The 18,125-nt window shown below is 67.6% G+C and carries 19 protein-coding genes; 3 read left to right on the forward strand and 16 right to left on the reverse strand.

Going from position 1 to position 18,125, the window contains the following annotated elements; genetic code table 11:
• Positions 1-61 precede the first annotated feature (61 nt).
• The 8 genes from ACIBTM_RS02035 to ACIBTM_RS02070 form a co-directional block, all read right to left on the reverse strand.
• Positions 62-1,063, reverse strand: a complete 1,002-nt coding sequence (locus ACIBTM_RS02035; protein ID WP_395874652.1) for a DUF3558 domain-containing protein — start codon at positions 1,061-1,063, stop codon at positions 62-64.
• Positions 1,064-1,110: 47 nt separating this feature from the next.
• On the reverse strand, positions 1,111-1,374 hold the full coding sequence (locus ACIBTM_RS02040) for a hypothetical protein (protein ID WP_395874654.1): 264 nt from the start codon (positions 1,372-1,374) through the stop codon (positions 1,111-1,113).
• A 10-nt stretch (positions 1,375-1,384) separates the two neighbouring features.
• Complete coding sequence (locus ACIBTM_RS02045; protein ID WP_395875770.1) at positions 1,385-3,082, reverse strand: sodium:solute symporter family protein; 1,698 nt, start codon at positions 3,080-3,082, stop codon at positions 1,385-1,387.
• A 178-nt stretch (positions 3,083-3,260) separates the two neighbouring features.
• On the reverse strand, positions 3,261-3,632 hold the full coding sequence (locus ACIBTM_RS02050; protein ID WP_395874656.1) for a hypothetical protein: 372 nt from the start codon (positions 3,630-3,632) through the stop codon (positions 3,261-3,263).
• 41 nt (positions 3,633-3,673) lie between these two features.
• A complete protein-coding gene (locus tag ACIBTM_RS02055) occupies positions 3,674-5,011 on the reverse strand; it encodes a tetratricopeptide repeat protein (protein WP_395874658.1) in 1,338 nt (445 codons plus the stop codon).
• 72 nt (positions 5,012-5,083) lie between these two features.
• Complete coding sequence (locus ACIBTM_RS02060) at positions 5,084-6,517, reverse strand: DUF4331 domain-containing protein (RefSeq protein ID WP_395874660.1); 1,434 nt, start codon at positions 6,515-6,517, stop codon at positions 5,084-5,086.
• A 147-nt stretch (positions 6,518-6,664) separates the two neighbouring features.
• Positions 6,665-7,441 (reverse strand): hypothetical protein, encoded by a 777-nt coding sequence (locus ACIBTM_RS02065; protein ID WP_395874662.1) that lies wholly within the window; start codon positions 7,439-7,441, stop codon positions 6,665-6,667.
• Between the two features lie 47 nt (positions 7,442-7,488).
• On the reverse strand, positions 7,489-8,448 hold the full coding sequence (locus ACIBTM_RS02070; RefSeq protein ID WP_395874664.1) for a patatin-like phospholipase family protein: 960 nt from the start codon (positions 8,446-8,448) through the stop codon (positions 7,489-7,491).
• Between the two features lie 311 nt (positions 8,449-8,759).
• Between ACIBTM_RS02070 and ACIBTM_RS02075 the strand changes: the two genes are divergently transcribed.
• Entirely contained in the window at positions 8,760-9,149 is a 390-nt protein-coding gene (locus ACIBTM_RS02075) for a hypothetical protein (RefSeq protein ID WP_395874666.1), read from the forward strand.
• 80 nt (positions 9,150-9,229) lie between these two features.
• Here the strand turns inward: ACIBTM_RS02075 and nucS are convergent, their stop codons facing one another.
• Entirely contained in the window at positions 9,230-9,889 is a 660-nt protein-coding gene (gene nucS / locus ACIBTM_RS02080; RefSeq protein WP_034308895.1) for an endonuclease NucS, read from the reverse strand.
• Positions 9,890-9,926: 37 nt separating this feature from the next.
• Here nucS and ACIBTM_RS02085 point away from each other — a divergent pair, with 37 nt between their 5' ends.
• The gene (locus ACIBTM_RS02085; protein WP_395874668.1) at positions 9,927-10,469 is read left to right on the forward strand and encodes an NUDIX domain-containing protein; all 543 of its coding nucleotides are present in this window, start codon (positions 9,927-9,929) and stop codon (positions 10,467-10,469) included.
• Positions 10,470-10,471: 2 nt separating this feature from the next.
• Here ACIBTM_RS02085 and ACIBTM_RS02090 read toward each other — a convergent pair whose 3' ends face one another.
• Both ACIBTM_RS02090 and ACIBTM_RS02095 read right to left on the reverse strand, forming a co-directional pair.
• The gene (locus ACIBTM_RS02090) at positions 10,472-11,245 is read right to left on the reverse strand and encodes an enoyl-CoA hydratase-related protein (protein ID WP_037341443.1); all 774 of its coding nucleotides are present in this window, start codon (positions 11,243-11,245) and stop codon (positions 10,472-10,474) included.
• Positions 11,218-12,204 carry a GlxA family transcriptional regulator gene (locus ACIBTM_RS02095; protein ID WP_395874670.1) on the reverse strand — a complete coding sequence of 329 codons (987 nt, stop codon included), beginning with the start codon at positions 12,202-12,204 and terminating at the stop codon, positions 11,218-11,220. Before ACIBTM_RS02095 ends, ACIBTM_RS02090 begins: the two co-directional genes overlap by 28 nt.
• Before the next feature lie 72 nt (positions 12,205-12,276).
• Between ACIBTM_RS02095 and ACIBTM_RS02100 the strand changes: the two genes are divergently transcribed.
• The gene (locus ACIBTM_RS02100; protein ID WP_395874672.1) at positions 12,277-12,840 is read left to right on the forward strand and encodes a cysteine hydrolase family protein; all 564 of its coding nucleotides are present in this window, start codon (positions 12,277-12,279) and stop codon (positions 12,838-12,840) included.
• A 7-nt stretch (positions 12,841-12,847) separates the two neighbouring features.
• Here ACIBTM_RS02100 and ehuA read toward each other — a convergent pair whose 3' ends face one another.
• The 5 genes from ehuA to ACIBTM_RS02125 form a co-directional block, all read right to left on the reverse strand.
• Complete coding sequence (gene ehuA / locus ACIBTM_RS02105; protein WP_395875771.1) at positions 12,848-13,612, reverse strand: ectoine/hydroxyectoine ABC transporter ATP-binding protein EhuA; 765 nt, start codon at positions 13,610-13,612, stop codon at positions 12,848-12,850.
• Between the two features lie 7 nt (positions 13,613-13,619).
• Entirely contained in the window at positions 13,620-14,276 is a 657-nt protein-coding gene (gene ehuD, locus ACIBTM_RS02110) for an ectoine/hydroxyectoine ABC transporter permease subunit EhuD (protein WP_395874674.1), read from the reverse strand.
• Entirely contained in the window at positions 14,276-14,971 is a 696-nt protein-coding gene (gene ehuC / locus ACIBTM_RS02115; RefSeq protein ID WP_395874677.1) for an ectoine/hydroxyectoine ABC transporter permease subunit EhuC, read from the reverse strand. Before ehuC ends, ehuD begins: the two co-directional genes overlap by 1 nt.
• Before the next feature lie 13 nt (positions 14,972-14,984).
• On the reverse strand, positions 14,985-15,878 hold the full coding sequence (ehuB, locus tag ACIBTM_RS02120) for an ectoine/hydroxyectoine ABC transporter substrate-binding protein EhuB (RefSeq protein WP_395874679.1): 894 nt from the start codon (positions 15,876-15,878) through the stop codon (positions 14,985-14,987).
• 117 nt (positions 15,879-15,995) lie between these two features.
• On the reverse strand, positions 15,996-18,017 hold the full coding sequence (locus ACIBTM_RS02125; RefSeq protein WP_395874681.1) for a protein meaA: 2,022 nt from the start codon (positions 18,015-18,017) through the stop codon (positions 15,996-15,998).
• Positions 18,018-18,125 lie beyond the last annotated feature (108 nt).

Below are 18,125 nucleotides of genomic sequence, written 5' to 3' on the forward strand. Positions count from 1 at the left end.
TCCGGCACGTCGGCGGGTGGGGTGTCCCCTTCCTACCTCTCCCGGCCGGATGCCGCCAGCGTCAGGGCTTCGGCAGCTTGGAGATCACCGATTTGGCGATCTTCGCGGCCTTCCCGCACGACGCCGCTTCATCCTTCTTCTCGTCGTAGTTCTTGTAGATGACGCTGACGATTTCGACCTCGTCATCGACCCACGGCTTGTGCTTCCACTCGATCTTGCACTCGGCGTCGCTACCGCTGCCGACCTTCTGGTACACGCTGACGCCGTCGATGTCGACCTTCTTGTTCCCGTCGCGTTCCTCCGGCGGAAGGCCGCGGCGGAAGCCGATCGAGACCCGCGGGTTGCTACCCGGTGTCCAGTCGCAGGAGTGGAAACTGGTCAGGGTGGTCGCGCCGTGCGGCACCACCTCGTTGAGGACGGCGGTGTCGGCGGCGGTGCACGGATCGACCGCGGTGAGCGTGCCCGCGCTCGCCGGGTACTTCGCCGGTGACGCGTGCAGGCTCTTCACGGCCTTCGCGGCCACCGCACGGCCTGTCGCGCACGGGTCGCCGCCGTCGTAGGTGACCGAGAAGCTGATCCCGCGCTCGGGCTTGCGCAGGGTCATGATGCCGACGTCGCAGCTCTTCCCGTCCTTGTCCTTCCGCTCGATCTGCGGCAGCCCGTCGACCGCCGAAACGGTGACGCCGTTGATCGAGGAGTAGGTCGACGCGCCGATCTCGACCCTGACCGTGAGTTCCTTGCCTCCGGCGTCCACGGCCTTCGCCCGGCAGGTGCCGAACGAGCTGAGATTCGCCGTCGGGTCCTCCGGCGTGCCGAGCCCGCCCATCACTTCCTTGCTCACCAGCCCGCACGGGTCGATCGTGCGCAGCACCGCGGGGGTGACCGCCGGATCGTTGATGTCCCCGTCGGGCACCGAGCCGGAACCGGAGCCGGCTTCGGCGGCGACGGTGGTGCGGGCGAAGTTGGACTTGCCGAGGTTCTGACCGCAGGCCGAGAGCACGCCCAGTGCGGCGACCAGGGCCAGCACGGACGCGATCCGGCGACGTCGAGCGTTGAGCAGCACGAGATGCACGGTAGCCGGAGCCCTTCGCCGCTGTCCGGACAACCCGGCTATTCGCCGCCCTCGCCCTCGGTACTGGGCGGCACCACGATGGGCCGCAGCTTCGCCCACAGCATGAACAACGCCGCGAACACCAGCATGCCGATACCCGCCCACAGGTTGATGTTGACGCCGGCGGCCTTGGCCAGCTCCTCCTCGGTGGTGAAGCCGATACCCATGATCGTGAGCACCAGCCCGTAACCGCCGATGAGCAGGGCGATGATCAGCCGGATGTCGAACACGCCGGCCTTCTTGGGAGCTTGCGAAGCAGCCATCTCCGGCCTCCTAGAAGATGATGTTGAGCACGATGGTCAGGATCAGCACGATGCCCGCGAGCAGGCCCGGCTTGCGGTACCAGCCCGCGTCGTCGCCGGTCTCGTCGTGCTTCAGCGACTCCTTCGGGGTGAGGGAGTAGACGAGGCCGACCAGCTGGGCCTCCGGCTTCGGCGCGGTGGCGAGCGAGACCCCGACGCTGACCGCGATGTCGACGACGAACGCCGTACCGGCGGCCACGAAGCTGATGCCCTGCCCGGTGAGCCCGAGGACCCCGGCCTGCGACAGCAGCCACACGGTGATCGCCGAGGCGGTACCGGACACCAGGCCGACCCAGCCCGCGGTCGGTGTCATCCGCTTCCAGAACATGCCGAGGATGAAGGTGGCGAACAGCGGCGCGTTGAAGAAGGAGAACAGGTCCTGCAGGTAGGTCAGGATGTTCCCGGAGTTCGACGCGATGAACGCGGTACCGATCGCGAGCACGGTGCCGACGGCGGTGACCAGGCGGCCGAGCCGCAGGTAGTAGCCGTCCGACTCGTTCTTCTTCACGTACGACTGCCAGATGTCGTAGGTGAACACGGTGTTGAACGAGCTCAGGTTCGCGGCCATCCCGGCCATGAACGAGGCGAGCAGACCGGCGAGCGCGACGCCGAGCATGCCGTTGGGCAGCAGGTCGCGCATCAGCAGCAGGATGGCGTTGTTCGCGGTCACGCCGCTCGGCGCGTCGCCGCCGTCGAGCAGGACCTGCTTGTCCTGGACGTACTCGGAAACGGTGACCGCGGCGATCATGCCGGGGATGATGACGATGAACGGGACCAGCATCTTCGGGAAGGCGCCGATGATCGGCGTCCGCCGCGCGGCGGACATGCTCTTCGACGCCATCGCGCGCTGGACCTCGACGAAGTTCGTGGTCCAGTAGCCGAAGGACAGCACGAAACCGAGACCGAAGACGAGACCGAGGACCGACAGGAAGCTGTTGCCGAAGCCGGTGAGGTTGTCGCCCGGCCACGAATGCAGCTGCGCGTCGCCGCCGGGGCTCGCGGTGACCTTGTCGACCAGGCCCTGCCAGCCGCCGACCTTGACCAGGCCGACGATGGTCAGCGGCAGCAGCGCCGCGACGATCACGAAGAACTGCAGGACCTCGTTGTAGATCGCGGCGGAAAGGCCGCCGAGCGCGGTGTAGGAGAGCACGACCGCGGCCGCGACGATGATCGACACCCACAACGGCCAGCCGAGCAGGAGGTTCACCACGCTGGCGAGCAGGAACAGGTTCGCGCCCGCGATGAGGATCTGCGCGCTCGCGAAGCTGATGCCGTTGACCAGGTGGGCGGGTTTGCCGAACCGGCGGAGCATGAACTCCGGGACACTGCGGACCTTCGAGCCGTAGTAGAACGGCATCATCACGATGCCGAGGAACAGCATCGCCGGGATCGCGCCGATCCAGAAGTAGTGCACGGTCGGCAGGCCGTAGAGCACACCGTTGGCCGACATGCCCATGATCTCGACCGCGCCGAGGTTCGCCGAGATGAAGGCGAGACCGGTGACCCAGGCGGGCAGCGACCGGCCGGAGAGGAAGAAGTCGAGGCTGCTCGAGACCGACCTTCGCGCCATGTACCCGATGCCGAGCACCAGCGCGAAATAGAAGGCGAGCAGGACGTAGTCGATCGGACTTGCGTCGAGCCGCAGGTTCGCATCGGCCAGCACGTGCAACCGACCCACCTCCATAGTGAAAATGTCCACGAGAAACGCCGGTATCGCGTCAATCGCGGACCATACTGCATGGATTCAGGAACGGCAGTGCGGGTGGGTGACGACCGCCCCGAAGTGTCTGTTTCAGGGCGGTTCTTGACAATTCCTGTCCGGTCGCGGGAAGCGCCGGCGAGGGCGATCAGGGGCGTTTCACCTTTTCCCCGTCCGCGCCCAGTGCGATGTAGACGTCGATCCACTGACGATCGATGTCGGTGACGTCGTTGCCGTCGCAGTACGGTTTGGCCCCGTTCGCGGTGTAGTAGCGGAGCAGGGCGAGGGCGTCGTCGGTGCGCCGGAGCGAGTCGTCGGTGTAGCGGGGGCCCGGCGGCCGCGGCTGATGCTTCATACAGGTCAACTCGGCCGGGACGCCGTCGGTGGTCTCGTCGTCGAAACGAGGTCCGGCGTCGGGAGCCGTCTCGGAGCACGCCACGACGACCGCGAGGAAGACCAGCGTGCTCAGTGCGGCTCCGCGCAGCCGGCGCGGAACCCTTTCGGTGGGCAGATTACGCATGGGGTGGCCGCCTTTCCGGTCGTGTTCCCGCCGTCGCGGGCTCATCCGGCACCGCCGAGGTTCGCCAGCGTGGTCCGTGCCGTCCGCGCGTCGGTCAAGGAGAAGTTCGGGTTGATGCGCAGGGCTTCGGCGAGCGCCTTGACGGCTTCAGCGGGCCTGCCGAGCGCGGCGAGGATCATGCCGCGGTGATAGGCGAACGAGGCGCTGCGCCAGCCGGTGCTCGCCGCGCGGTCGGCGAAGGTGAGGGCTTCGGCGTTCCGGCCGTTGAGGTGCAGCGCCCACGCCATGGCGTCCGCGACGAACACGGGCTGCCTGCGCTCCCACTCCGCCTGCGCGAACCGGAGGGCCTGCGCGGCATCGCCTCGGTCCGCGGCGACCAAGGAAGCTTCGAGGTCGACGTTCGCTCCGGAGGCGACTTCGAGACGCCGCTGCTCTTCGAAGAGCTCGTACTGACGCGCGGCGGATTCCGGTGCCCCGGCCGATGACAGCAGCAGGGCGTACTCGCGCAGGTTACCCACGTTCGGCTGACGGGCCACGAGGTCCTGATAGCCGGCGAGCGCTTCGGTGATCTTCCCGCGTGCCGCCGCGACCTTGGCCTTTCCTTGCTGTAGCGAGGTTTCCTGCGGCGCCGCGCGCAGGCCCGCCTCGAAGTGCAGCTGCGCGGTGTCGAGATCCCCGTTGTCGAAGGCGAGTTCGCCGAGGAGGTTGCGGCAGAACGCGACGTCACTGGGATCGACGGCGTCCGCCAGCGCGCGATCGAGCGCGTGCCTGGCATCGTCGACCCGGCCGTGTATTTCGAACTCGTAGGCGGCGCGGGTGAACGAGGCGACGCCCGGCTTCAGGTCGAGCATCCGCTGCAACGCGGCGGTGGCCGCGGCGGTGTCCCCGAGCTGGGTGTAGGCGTCGTTGAGTACACCGTGGATCTCGGCGTTGTCCGGAAGCGCGGCCCTGGCCTTCTCACCCCAATCGCGAGCGCCGGTGAAGTCGTGCCGCGCGTTGGCGAGCGCGCCCATACCCGCCAAGGCAATCCCGTTGCCGTCGGGCTGTTGCCCCAACGACTTCCGCAACGCCTCTTCGGCCTTCGGGAAGTAGGCCGGGTCGGCTTTGACCCTGGCCACCTCGACATAGGCGGCGCCGAGTTCGGCCCAGGTCTGCGGATCCTGCTCCTGCTTCGCGAGCTTGGCTTCCGCTGTCCGGATCGCCCTGTCGAGAGTGCTCACGCCACCCTGCGGCCCTCCACTGTGGACCGGGTCCGGTGGCAGGAACGTGGCGACACCGACGATGAGCAGGCTCGCGCCGAAGACCGCCAGGAGCGCGAACCGGCGAGTGCGCTTCCCGAATCGGGTACCTGTCGTGCTTTCGGGGACGTCGTGGGACATCGGGTCCGCCTTCCGCGGAGATGGGGGTGGTGGCCACCGCCGGGGGTCAGCGGCGGCCACCGGGGAGGGGGATCAACGGACGGTCGAGTTGACCGCCTTGTTGTTCGGCAGGGCGACGTACGGGAACACGGCGCCGAACGGGACGTCGTTCCGGTCCACCCGGTCTCCCGCCGCGAGCGCCTTGACGATGCCGCTGACCGCCGCGCCTTCCAGCGCCTGGACGCTGATGTCGAGCGCGTCGTCGGCGAGCCTCCGGCCGTTCGGGAATCCCTGGAGGTCGCCGCCGAGGACACCGAGCCGGTTGGGCTGCGCGGTGACCGGGATCGACGTGTTCAGCCGCAGCTGCTCCGACGGCGCGAACCGGGCCGGATCGACGTCGGCGTTGTTGAGCTGCGAGTTGAGATCCAGGTTGATCCGGTCACCGGATTTCGTGGTGATCCCGGTCAGGAAGATCTCCGTCAGATCGTCGCGGGGTTTGGCGGGTGCGGGGATGCCGTAGAACCGCTGGATGAGGTCCGGCACCTCCGGGTTGGTCACCCTGTTCACCAGCGCGGGCACCGTCCGGTCCTGCTCCGGCAGGAGCGAGTTGAACCGGTCCTTCAGCCCGGCGGGCACGACGACCTCGTTCACCAGCGGGTTGCCGAGGCGCGAAACCTGGACGTCGGCGCCGATCGCTCGCTCCGCACCGGGAGTGCGCAGCGTGATCGTCTTGCGTTCGGTGTCGCTCCAGACCCCGATCACCGGATTCCTGGCCGGATTGCCCCCGAGCGTCAGCGCGCTCTTGGGCACCTGCAACGCCACGGTGTTCACGTTGTAGCCGGCCAGCGTGTCCTGTCCGACCTCGGAGAGGTTCCTCCCGTAGAGCAGGTCGAAGACCCGCAGGTCCAGGAAGAACGGGTCGTCGGCCTGCCCGGCGAACGTCTGCCCGCCACCGGGGACCGCGGTGATCGCCTGATTCCGGAGCACGCCGTAGTTCGGCATCGACGCCGGGCCGACGTTCGACGGCGCGACCCTCCCGTTGGTGACCAGGTTCGTGGTCCGTCCGGTCCCCCGGTCGATCAGCGACAGCGTGTAGAACTGGCGGAACAACAGGTCCTCGTCGTCCAGCGAGGTGACCGGATCGTCGTTGTAGAGGAAGGTGTTGTTCCCCCGCCGGTCGTCGGTGCGGAAGGTCCACCGATAGGTCAGGTCCGCTTTCGCGTCGCCGTTGTTGTCGATGTTGATGTCGTGGTTGGCGTCCGTGGCCCACGGGTAGAACGTCGGTCCCCCATTGGGCTCCTCGAGCGGATACCAGTTCGCGATCAGGGTCACCGTGTCCGGCTTGTCAGGGCTGACGAACGCGTACACGTCGGTGTTGTCCACGGCCGGGTCGCCCGAGATCAGCGGGGCTTCCCGGTGGCTGGAGGCCGACGCCGGGGCGGCGAGGGCGCTCGCGAGCACCGTCGCCCCGGCCATGAAGACCGAGACAGTCGCCCGCCGGCGGCGAGCGAGATGGGATGTAGCCATTTCATTCCCCTTTCACCGGAAGCCGATGGTGCACGCCGTCGTCAGTGGGGATGTTGTGGAAGTGTTGTGGGCACGGGAAAAGGGCACGAAAAAGGGCCGCTCCCGGCGCTTCCGCCGAGAACGGCCCTCTCCCGTGACCGGTGGGGGTTACCGGTCCGTGGGCAGGCCCACTTCGCCGTCCTCCTTGATCAACCGGGCGAGGACGTCGTCCGGCATGTACGTGCGGTGCGGGTAACCCTGCCCCCACGAGTTGAGGAACGGCACGGCGCCGAGTTCGTCGGCACGCGGGTTGCCGAGTACCTCGTGCACCTCGTCGACCGACTTCGCCCAGCGATAGGCCTGGAGGCCGTTCTTGACGTCGGGCGTGTAGGCGGCCCGCTTGACGTGATCGTCGTCGGCGTAGGTCTCCGACCACGGGACGTGCCCCAGTTCGAGCAGGACCTCGGCCGCCGCGCGGACGGACGTGCCGTTGTTGTCCCCGGGATTGGTCTCGCCCCATTCGTCACGCAGCTTCGACTGGTCCCACAGCCACCGCGCGGCGTAGAGGTCGCCGTTGAACATCGTCATGCAGCGCGACCAGCCGAAGCCGACGCACGCGCCTTCCTTGCCCTGGTCGTAGAAGGCGTACTGGGTTTCGCCGTCGGTCGACTCACCGGGTTCGAGGCAGACGCAATGCCCGCCGCGGATCCTGGTGAGCGATTTCGCGCCACCCTTCGCGACGAAGAACTCGCCGGACTTCTCGTCCTTTTCCGGTACGTCGAATTCCTTGTACCAGTTGACACCGATGACGACCGGTGACCGGGTGGGCCGGTCCTCGGCGGCCAGCGCGGTCAGCGGATAGCGCTCGACGTGGCGCCAGTCGTCCGGGACGAACCGGCCGAGCCGGCCGTCCGCCGGGTCACTACCGATCGGGCGATAACGCATGGGATCCTCCTATCCCTCATCCCACCGGAATACCGCCGGCGAGTTCACTACGGCACAATCTTTTCCAGGAACCGCCGCGCGGCCTCCCGCCCGCTTTCGAAGAGGCGCTTCTTCTCCTCTTCGCCGAGCCCGAAGTCGACGGCGGAAACCCCGGTCGTGTCGACGTACACCGTCCGCCGGTTCACACCCTCCTCGTGCAACCGGTAACGATTCCAGTCCGACAGCAGGGTTTCGAGCGAACCGATGGCGATCCGCAACGCGCTCTTCACCGGTTTGTCCCTGCCGCCCACCGGTTCCCCGGAAAGCTTCACGCCCCAGGTCGGCCACCGCGGCTTCTTCGTGTCGGTCCGGTCGAAGACGGTGATCGGGAAGTTCGACAGCAGTCCACCGTCGACCCAGGTGACGGTGCCCTCGGGACGGACGTCGAACTGCACCGGCCGGAAGTACAGCGGGATCGACATGGACGCGCGGACCGCGTCGACGATCTTCTCCGAGCCGGGATCACGGCCGTACTGGGAATAGTCCCAAGGCAGCCGGACGAGCACGCGGCGAGTCAGGTCGCTGACGTGGACGACGAGGGAATACCGTTGGTACGGAAGCAAAGTACTTTCCGGATCCTCGATGGCGAGATCGGCGAAGGTGCGCACGCCGACGTCTTCCAGCAACGGCGTGAGCCATTCCGCGAGATAGTCGCCGGAGTGCATCCCGTCGTGCAGGAGCAGATCCACGCCGTCGCCGATCGGGCCGGCGATCTTGTCGAGCAGGGACTGATCCTGGAAGCGGCGGCAGTCCAGGTCGTTCATCACCGCTTCCAGACCGCCGAGATCCTTCCCGGCCTTCTGATAAGCGGCGACCAGTGTCGCCACGATCGCACCGGCGCTCGTCCCGGCGATCCGGGGAAACGAATAACCGGCTTCGTGCAACTCCAGCACCGCACCCAGCAACCCGATGCCTTTGACGCCGCCGCCTTCCAGCACCAGATCGACATACTTCGGAGAATCAGCCATGGCACTTCACCTCTGCACCCGCGACCGCCGCATGTCGGCGGTACCCCTCGCGGAAATCGAGTGTGGCACAGCGTGAGACCGAGGAATCCGGCGTTCACCCGAATGGCCCGGAAGTAGCTGGTTCTTTTGCGAAAGAACGCGAGTTCGTTAATTTCCCGCCGCCCTTTCGGGCATTCTGTGGCGCGAGAAAGAATGCAGATACGACAACCGAGGACTCGATTTGATATCGGCTGTTCAGTGCCCTGGAAGGCAGCGGCGCCGCGTAACACTCCGTGAACCGTGCACGACTTCGCGGCATGAAGCACGTCGCGATGATCTTCACAGTGGCTCTGCTCGGCGGGTTCTCCGCGGGATGCACGGAGAGCCCCACCGCCACCTCCACGGCGACCGCCAGCTCGTCGTCGACGACGAGCTCCACCACACCGGCCCTGCCGACCAGCACGAGCAAGAGTTCGCCGAGCCCGACGACATCGACTCCGCCGAGCGAGTATCCGAAGTTCGTGCCGAAGTCCAAGGTCGACAAGCGGTACACGCAGTACGTCGACGGCGACAAGATGGTGATGCTGGCTCCCGGCGTCTACGCCGAACCTTCACCGGACGGGGTCCTCGGCACACTGGAGGACTACAGCTCCTACTTGGGCAACTGCACTGCGATCAAGCGCTATTCCGAAACCCACCCTGGCGGACACACCTGCTGGTGATCAGTGAGCCTGAAGTACATGAAGGCCCCCTTCCTTGCGCTAGACGCAAGGAAGGGGGCCTTCATGTACTCACGAGCCCCTCAGAACAGGCGGAACTCGTCCGACTCGATGCCGCGCAGCGCGTCGTAGTCCAGCGTGAGGCACCGGATCCCCCGGTCCTCGGCCAGTACCCGCGCCTGCGGTTTGATGATCTGCGCCGCGAACACGCCCTGCACCGGCGCCAGCAGCGGGTCGCGGTTGAGCAGTTCGAGGTACCGCGTCAGCTGCTCGACGCCGTCGATCTCGCCGCGCCGTTTGATCTCGACGGCGACACTGGCCCCGTCGGCGTCGCGGGCCATGATGTCGACCGGGCCGATCGCGGTCGGGAACTCCCGCCGCACGAGGGTGTAGCCATCGCCGAGGGTCTTGATGTGCTCGGCGAGCAGTTCCTGCAGGTGCGCCTCGACGCCGTCCTTCTGCAGGCCCGGTTCCGCGCCGAGTTCCTGGGCGTGGTCGTGGAAGATCTCGTCGATCGTGATGACGAGCTTCTCCCCCTGCTTGTTCTCGACGATCCACAGCTTGCCGTCCTCGATCAGCCAGCACGGCGGGCTCATCCAGTTCAGCGGCTTGTAGGCACGGTCGTCCGAGTGCACGGACACCGAGCCGTCGGCCTTCACGAGCAGCAGCCGGGTGGCCATCGGCAGATGGGCGGTCAGACGGCCGGCGTAGTCGACCTGGCAGCGAGCGATCACTAGGCGCACTCCGCGAGGGTAGGACAAGCACGGCGATACTGTGCGCATGGACCCCGTTCAGCGTGTCAGCTCGCGTGAGGTGTATCGGAACAACTGGATGACCGTGCGCGAGGACGACGTCCGGCGGCTCGATGGTTCCGAGGGGATCTACGCGGTCGTCGACAAACCCACCTGCGCCGTGGTGATCCCCTTCGACGGGGCCAGGCTTCACCTGGTCGAGCAGTTCCGCTACCCGCTCGGGCTGCGGCGCTGGGAGTTCCCGATGGGCACCGCCCCCGACCTGGCCGACGTCCCGCCGCTCGAACTCGCCGCCCGCGAACTACGCGAGGAGACCGGCCTGATCGCGGGGTCGATGGCCGAACTCGGCGTGACGGACGTCGCCGCCGGGATGTCGAGCCAGCGCGGGCGCGTGTTCCTGGCCACCGATCTCACGCAGAGTGAAGCCCAGCGCGAGATCGAAGAGCAGGACATGCGGACGGCGTGGTTCGACCTCGACGAGTTCGAGAAGATGATCGCCGCGGGTGACATCACCGATGCGCAGACGCTGGCCGCCTACACGCTCCTGCTCATGCGCGAACGCGCGCTCTGAACTCAGTCCGGCCACACCGGGGAGCGCTTCTCCAGGAACGCGGCCATCCCCTCACGGGCACCGGGCAGCTGCGAGGCCGAAGCCATCACCTCCAGCGCCAGCGCGTAGGCGTCGGCCTCGGGCCGGTCCAGCTGCGCGTAGAGGGTCTGCTTGCCCATCGCCTTGCTCGCCCGGCTGCCCCGCGTCGCACGTCCCAGCAGCGAAGCGACGGCTTCGTCCAGCGAGTCGTCCGGGACCACGCGGTTCACCAGGCCCCAGTCCAACGCGGTCGCGGCGTCGACGACGTCGCCGGTGAGCGCCAGTTCCATCAGCCGTTTCCGCCCGATCGCGCGGGCCACCGGCACCGCGGGTGTGTGGCAGAACCAGCCGCCCTTGCCGCCGGGCAGGGCGAACCCGGCGGATTCCGCGGCGACGGCGAGGTCGCACGACGCCACCAGCTGGCAGCCCGCCGCGGTCGCGAGCCCGTGCACCCGCGCGACGACGACCTGCGGTACGGACTGCATCGTGCCCATCAGGTCCGTGCACAGCCGCAGCAGCTCGCGCACCCCCATCAGGTCGCGGGCGGCGACGTCGCCGAAGTCGTGTCCCGCCGAGAACACCGGCCCGGCGCCTGCCAGGACGATCCCGGTGGCGTCCGTGTCCCCTGCCTCGCGGAACGCCGCGAGCAGCTCGGCGAGGTGATCGGCGGACAGCGAGTTCCGCCGCGCGGCGCGGTTCATGGTGATCGTGACGGTGTCGCCGTCCCGCTTCACGAGGATGTGCTCGTACTCGGCCATGCTTCGACGGTAACCGACCGGAACGTCCGGCGATACGAATCGGGCCCGACACCGACGTCGGCCCGGAGCCTTCGCCGCAGGTTGGCGGCGGTGCCGAGGCCGGACCGCTGCGCGACCCGCTCGACCGGGAGCTCGGTGGTCTCCAGCAGCCGCCGCGCGAGCCGCACCCGCTGCGCGCGCAGCCAGCGTCCCGGCGTGACACCGGTCGCCGCCGCGAACTCGCGATGGAAGGTCCGCTCGCTGAGCCCGGCGTGACCGACGAGGTCGTCGACGCCGATGTCGTCGGCGATGCGCTCCAGCGCCCAGTCCATTGTGGACGAAACACTCGGCCGCGACGGCTTGGGCGGCAACGGGTTGTCGACATACTGCCGCTGGCCGCCTTCCCGCGCCGGCGGCATCACGAGCCGCCGGGCGAGCGCGGCCGCGATCTCGGCGCCGTGGTCGCGGCGCACCAGATGCAGGCAGAGATCCAGTCCGCCGACGACCCCTGCGGACGTCAGGACGTCACCCTCGTCGGTGAACAGGACGTCCCGCTGGACGACCGCGTCGCGAGCGGCGGTTTCGAGGTCGTCCAGCAGCCGCCAGTGCGTGGTGACGGACCGGCCGTCGAGCAGCCCGGCCGCCGCGAGGGTGAAGGCGCCGGAGCACAGCGACGCCACGGTGATCCCGGCCCGGTGCGCCTTGCGCAGCGCGGCGACGGCGGCCGCGGGCACCTCGGCGTGCGGATCGACCCGGCCGGGCACGAGGACGAGATCGCAGCCCGCCAGCCCGCTCAGCCCATGGGTCGCCTCGACCTGGCCGAACGGGTGGATGGCGACCCTGCCGCGGCCGGGCGCGCAGAGCCGGACCTCGAAGGGCCCGATGCCGCTGTCGGTCCGGTCCACGCCCCAGACCTCGCCGATCACGCCCAGGTCGAAGGACCGGCTGCCCGGCAGGAGGAGCACACCCACGGTTCGCATGGCAGAAAAGTACCGCATCGCGCGTCTTCTGCCACTCCCTTGGCCGCCGCGTGTGGGACGAAACTCGAAGCCATGACCACTGAGAACAAGGCCCTGCTCGTGATCGACGTCCAGCGCGGCTTCGACAAACCCGTCTGGGGCCCTCGCAACAATCCCGGCGCGGAGGCCAACATCAAGGCGCTCGCCGACGCATGGCAGGAGCGCGGGCTGCCGATCGTGCTGGTGCACCACGACTCCGTGAAACCGGGCTCGTCGCTGCGGCCCGGGCAGGAGGGCAACCACTTCAAGCCGGAACTCGACGGCGTGCGTGCGGATCTGGTGTTCGGCAAGAAGGTCAACTCGGCCTTCCACGGCGACATCGATCTCGACGGCTGGCTGAAGACCCGCGGCATCACCTCGTTCGTGCTCGCCGGCATCCAGACGAACTTCTGCTGCGAGACCACCGCGCGCGTCGGCGGGAACCTCGGCTACGACGTGACTTTCGCGCTCGACGCCACCTTCACCTTCGACCTCGCCGGGCCGGACGGCGGCGTCCTGACCGCGGACGAGCTGTACCGGGCGACCGCGACGAACCTGCACGGAGGCGGCTTCGCCACGGTCACCTCGACGAAGGAGATCTTGAGCGCACTCCAGTGAGCCGACCTCACGCCCGGTCGATCACCGCCTTGAGGAACCGCCGCGTCCGGTCGTGCTCCGGATCGTTGAACAGCTTGTCCGGCGCGGCGTCCTCCAGCACCTGCCCCTGGTCGAACATCATCACCCGATCCGAAACGTCCCGCGCGAACTGCATTTCGTGCGTGACACAGAGGATCGTGATGTCGGTGGACGTCGCGATCTCGCGCAGCACGCGCAGGACGTCGGCCACCAGTTCCGGGTCGAGCGCCGAAGTCACCTCGTCCAGCAGCAGCACGTCCGGCCGCATCGCGAGCGCGCGGGCGATCGCGACGCGCTGCTGCTGGCCACCGGAAAGCCGGGTGGGGTGCGCGTCCTTCTTGTCGGCGAGCCCCACCATCTCCAGCAGTTCGACGGCCCGCGCCTCGGCCTCGTCCCGCGAGACGCCGAGGGAGTGGATCGGCGCCTCGGTGATGTTGCGCAGCACGTTCATGTTCGGGAACAGGTTGAACTGCTGGAACACCATGCCGATCCGCTTGCGCGCCTCCCGCAGGTACTTCTCGTCCGCGGGCACCAGCTTTTCGCCGCGCTTCATGTGACTCAGGTAGTCACCACAGACCTCGATGGTGCCGCCGTCGACCTTCTCCAGCGTCATCAACAGCCGCAGGATCGTCGTCTTCCCGGACCCGCTCGGCCCGATCAGCGAGACGAACTCCCCCGGCGCGACGGTGAAATCGAGGTCCTGCAACACGACGTGGTCCCCGAAGGACTTGACCACCTGCGAGAACCGGATCATCGGGGAATCAACTGTGGGCGGCACGTCGCTCCAACCTTCTCACCAGAATCGACGCCGGCAGGCTCACCAGCAGGAACAGCACCCCGGCCAGGGTGTACGGCTCGGTGACGCGGAACGTGTCGGCGCCGACCTCCTTCGCCCTCGCCAGGACGTCGACGACGCCGATCGCCAGCAGCAGCGGGGTTTCCTTGAACATCGAGATCGTGTAGTTGCCGAGCGCGGGCAGCACCCGCGGCACCGCTTGCGGCAGGACCACCGCGGTCCACACGCGCGACCTCGGCAGGTTCAGCGCGGTCGAGGCCTCCCACTGTCCTTTCGGGACAGCTTCGATACCGGCGCGGTAGACCTCGGCGGCGTAGGTCGCGTAGTGCACGCCGAGCGCGATGACACCGGTGGCGAACGGGGACAAGGTCATCCCGCCCACCGGCTGGATCACGTAGTAGAGCACGAACACCTGGATCAGCAAGGGTGTACTGCGGACGAACTCGATGAACAGCAGGACCGCTTGGGACAGCACGGGAATCCCCGTCCGGCGGATCAGCGCGAACACCAGGCCGAGCGCGTACGCGACCACCGAGGCCAGCAGGGTGATCTCGACGGTGACGAGAAGCCCTTCCAGCAGAAGGGGAACCGATTTCGCGGCGGATTCCCAGCTCCAGCCCATCACACACCTCCCGCGGTGGCCGTCATCTTGACCGGGACCCGGCCGAGGCGCCGCGCGGCGATCCGTTCCAGCAGCCGCATGCCGCTGGTGATCAGCAACGCGAGCAGGAGATAGAGCACGAGTTCGGTGCCGTAGATCCAGCCCAGTTCGGCGCCGAACACCGGCCGCAGCAGCTCACCTTGACGCGCCATCTCCGGGACGGCGATGAACGACAGCAGCGCGGTGCTCTTCAGCAACTGGATGAAGAGATTGTTGAACGGTGGCAGCATTTCCGCGAACGCCTGCGGCAGGATCACCCGCCGCATCCGCTGGGCGGGTGTCAGGTTGAGCGCGACGGCACCTTCGAACTGCGCGCGGGGGACCGAATTCACCGCACCACGGACGATTTCCGCGCCGTAGGCCCCGTGGTTGAGCCCCAGCACCAGGATTCCGGCGAACATCGGCACCAGCTGGAAGCCGACCAGCACCGGGAGCACGAAGTACAACCAGAACAGCTGGACGACTTCCGAAGTACCACGGAAGATCTCGACGTAGACACGGGAAATCCCCCGCACCGTCCGGGACGGCGAGCCCAGCGCGAGCCCGGCGATCAGGGAGAGCACCACGGTGAGCACGATCCCGCCGATGGCGGCGGTGACGGTCGCTGTCAGTCCACTGAGGACGGTCGTGGTGATATGCGATACCGACGACGACATGACGTCAGCCCCGTCACACCGCGCAGAGTTTCTCGGTGGTGACGTCGGCCTTCGGCAGGTTGTCGGCCGAGAACCCGAACGGCGTCACGATCTTGGTCCATTCACCGCTGTCCTGCAGCTTCTTGAGCTCGGCGTTGAAGGCCTCGCGCAACGGGTTGTCGTCCTTGCGGAAGACGAACGCGCCGGCGGAGACGACCGGCTTGCCGTCCTTGATCGGGTCGAAGCCCGGCGTCACTTCCGCCGCGGCACCCGGGCTCTTCGCCAGGACGTCCTTGAGGGAGATGTCGGTGAGCGCGGCGCAGTAGACCCGGCCGTCGGTGACCGCGCGGAGCATGTTGTCCTGGGAGTCGAGGGTGACGATCTGGTCCTCGGCGACGCCGGAGTCGGTGGCGTACCCCTTCTCCACGGCCGCCGAGAGCACGGCGACCTTGACCTTCTTGGCCGCGATGTCCTCGAACTTCAGTACCTGCTGCGGGTTTCCCTTGGGTACCAGCAAAGCGGTGAGCGCCGAGTAGTCGGGGATCGAGAAGGCCGCCGCGTCGCACCGTTCCTTCTTGATGTTCATCCCGGCCGCGACGATGTCGTACTTCCTGGCGTTGAGCGCGGGGATCAGCTGGTCGAAGGAGACCGCTTCGGCTTCCACGTTGTCGATGCCCATGGCCTTGAAGACGGCGCGGGCGACCTCGGGCGCCTCGCCGGTGACCTTGCCGCTCTGGTCCGTGAAGCCGTACGGCGCTTCGTTCGCGATCCCGATCTTGATCTTCTTCGCGTCCTTGGCCGCCTGCAGCGCGTCCCCGGAAGACGTCGACGTGCACGCGGACAACAGCACCGGGCCGCCGATCGTCACCGCTCCCAGTACCGCGGACCGCCGGAAGAACTCTCGCCTCGACCACTCGCCGTGCACCATCGCGGCACCTCGTTTCGATTAATCGGTTTAGTCGAAACGTAGGTGGGTACCCATCGGCGAGCAGTGTGAGCGGGTGACGAACCACCCGCTGTTACGGTACCGAGATTTACGGTGACTTTAGGTGTTCAGACCGTGGCGCTCCCGTACCAATCCGACAATCCCGTCCATGATGTCGGTGAGTTCGTAGTCCTTCGGCGTGAACACCCTCGCGATTCCCCGCTCCAGCAGGAGCTTCTCGTCGTCGGGCGGGATGATGCCGCCGACGATGACCGGGATGTCGCCCGCACCCGCGGCCCGCAGCCCGTCCACGACCTGCGGCACGACCTCGAGATGCGAACCCGAGAGCACCGAAAGCCCGACCACGTGCACGCCCTCCTGGACGGCGGCCGCGACGATCTGTTCCGGCGTGAGCCGGATGCCCTGGTAAACGACCTCGAAGCCGACGTCACGCGCTCGCACGGCCACCTGCTCGGCGCCGTTGGAATGCCCGTCGAGACCGGGTTTGCCGACCAGGATCCGCAGCCGCTCGCCGATCTCGGTGTTCGTCGCCTTGATCCGGTCACGGACGCGACGGATCTCCTCGTTGCCCTCGCCCGCGGCCGCCGACGCGGAAACCCCGGTGGGAGCACGATATTCGCCGAACACCTCGCGCAGCGCACCCGACCATTCACCGGTGGTGACGCCGGCGCGAGCACACTCGATGGTGGCTTCGAACAGGTTCTGCGAGGTCTTCGCGACGGCCTTCAGCTTCTCCAGCGCCGACTCGGCGGCCGCGTTGTCGCGGTGCGTCCGCCATTCCTCGATCGCGGTGACCGCCTGCTTCTCGACGGCGGGGTCGATCGTTTCGATCGCCTTGGCGCCTTCAGCCTGCAACGGCGAAGGCTCGGTGGTCTCGAACTTGTTGACCCCCACCAGGATCCGCTCGCCGTTCTCCATACCGCGCCGGTACTCCGCGAGCGAGGCGACGAGCTGCGACTTCATGTAGCCGCTCTCGACGGCCGCCACCGCGCCACCGAGATCCTGCACCCGCGCGATCTCCTCGCGCGCGCCCGTCATGATCTCGTCGACCTTGGCCTGGATGACGTGCGAGCCGTCGAAGATGTCCTCGTACTCCAGCAGATCGGTCTCGAACGCCAGCACCTGCTGCATCCGCAGCGCCCACTGCTGATCCCACGGCCGGGGCAGGCCGAGCGCCTCGTTCCACGCGGGCAGCTGGATCGCGCGGGCCCTGGCACCGCGGGAAAGGGAGACCGCGAGCATCTCCAGCACGATGCGCTGGACGTTGTTCTCCGGCTGTGCCTCGGTCAGGCCCAGCGAGTTGACCTGCACGCCGTAGCGGAGCCGCCGCGCCTTGGGATCCGTGACGCCGTAACGATCCCGGGTGATCTCGTCCCAGAGCGCGGTGAACGCGCGCATCTTCGACATCTCTTCGACGAACCGCACACCCGCGTTGACGAAGAACGAGATCCGCGCGACGACCTTGGCCATGTCGGCCTGCTCGACCTGGCCGGAATCGCGGACCGCGTCGAGGACGGCGATGGCGGTGCACAACGCGTACGCGACCTCTTGCGTCGGTGTCGCACCGGCTTCCTGCAGGTGGTAGCTGCAGATGTTGATCGGGTTCCACTTCGGCACGTGGTGCACGGTCCACGCGATCATGTCGGTGATCAGGCGGAGACTCGGGCCCGGCGGGAAGATGTAGGTACCGCGGGAGAGGTATTCCTTGATGATGTCGTTCTGCGTGGTGCCGGTGAGCTTCGCCAGCACCTCGTCCACGTCACGGCCCTCGGCTTCGGCCTGCTCACGCGCCACGGAGACGTAGAGCGCCAGCAGCCACATAGCGGGCGCGTTGATCGTCATCGACGTGTTGGCCTCGGCGAGCGGGATACCGTCGAAGAGGCGCCGCATGTCGCCGATATGCGAGACCGGGACGCCGACCTTGCCGACCTCCCCCTTGGACAACTGGTGATCCGGGTCGTAGCCGGTCTGCGTCGGCAGGTCGAAGGCGACCGAAAGACCGGTCTGCCCCTTCGCGAGGTTACGGCGGTACAGCTCGTTGGACGCGGCCGCGGACGAGTGACCCGCGTAGGTCCGCATCACCCAGGGGCGGTCCCGTTCACGGTCCGTGGGATAGGGCACGGTCTACCTCCGGCGCTGGACGACCGTTTGAGTGTACCGGCCGGTAACATCGGCCGCGCAGTTGAATCGAACACAGTCGGGTCATTCTTAGCCGCTGGAAGGTGCCCG

It is taken from the genome of Amycolatopsis sp. NPDC049868 (assembly GCF_044461365.1).
In the GTDB taxonomy this organism is placed as follows: Bacteria; Actinomycetota; Actinomycetes; order Mycobacteriales; family Pseudonocardiaceae; genus Amycolatopsis.

Bases quoted from the DNA above. Each gene is read 5' to 3' on its own strand.
- ACIBTM_RS02040 (WP_395874654.1), bottom strand. From the start codon at position 1,374: ATGGCTGCTTCGCAAGCTCCCAAGAAGGCCGGCGTGTTCGACATCCGG.
- ACIBTM_RS02050 (WP_395874656.1), bottom strand. From the start codon at position 3,632: ATGCGTAATCTGCCCACCGAAAGGGTTCCGCGCCGGCTGCGCGGAGCC.
- ACIBTM_RS02055 (WP_395874658.1), bottom strand. From the start codon at position 5,011: ATGTCCCACGACGTCCCCGAAAGCACGACAGGTACCCGATTCGGGAAG.
- ACIBTM_RS02060 (WP_395874660.1), bottom strand. From the start codon at position 6,517: ATGGCTACATCCCATCTCGCTCGCCGCCGGCGGGCGACTGTCTCGGTC.
- ACIBTM_RS02065 (WP_395874662.1), bottom strand. From the start codon at position 7,441: ATGCGTTATCGCCCGATCGGTAGTGACCCGGCGGACGGCCGGCTCGGC.
- ACIBTM_RS02070 (WP_395874664.1), bottom strand. From the start codon at position 8,448: ATGGCTGATTCTCCGAAGTATGTCGATCTGGTGCTGGAAGGCGGCGGC.
- ACIBTM_RS02075 (WP_395874666.1), top strand. From the start codon at position 8,760: ATGATCTTCACAGTGGCTCTGCTCGGCGGGTTCTCCGCGGGATGCACG.
- ACIBTM_RS02085 (WP_395874668.1), top strand. From the start codon at position 9,927: ATGGACCCCGTTCAGCGTGTCAGCTCGCGTGAGGTGTATCGGAACAAC.
- ACIBTM_RS02090 (WP_037341443.1), bottom strand. From the start codon at position 11,245: ATGGCCGAGTACGAGCACATCCTCGTGAAGCGGGACGGCGACACCGTC.
- ACIBTM_RS02095 (WP_395874670.1), bottom strand. From the start codon at position 12,204: ATGCGAACCGTGGGTGTGCTCCTCCTGCCGGGCAGCCGGTCCTTCGAC.
- ACIBTM_RS02100 (WP_395874672.1), top strand. From the start codon at position 12,277: ATGACCACTGAGAACAAGGCCCTGCTCGTGATCGACGTCCAGCGCGGC.
- ehuA (WP_395875771.1), bottom strand. From the start codon at position 13,612: ATGATCCGGTTCTCGCAGGTGGTCAAGTCCTTCGGGGACCACGTCGTG.
- ehuD (WP_395874674.1), bottom strand. From the start codon at position 14,276: ATGGGCTGGAGCTGGGAATCCGCCGCGAAATCGGTTCCCCTTCTGCTG.
- ehuC (WP_395874677.1), bottom strand. From the start codon at position 14,971: ATGTCGTCGTCGGTATCGCATATCACCACGACCGTCCTCAGTGGACTG.
- ehuB (WP_395874679.1), bottom strand. From the start codon at position 15,878: ATGGTGCACGGCGAGTGGTCGAGGCGAGAGTTCTTCCGGCGGTCCGCG.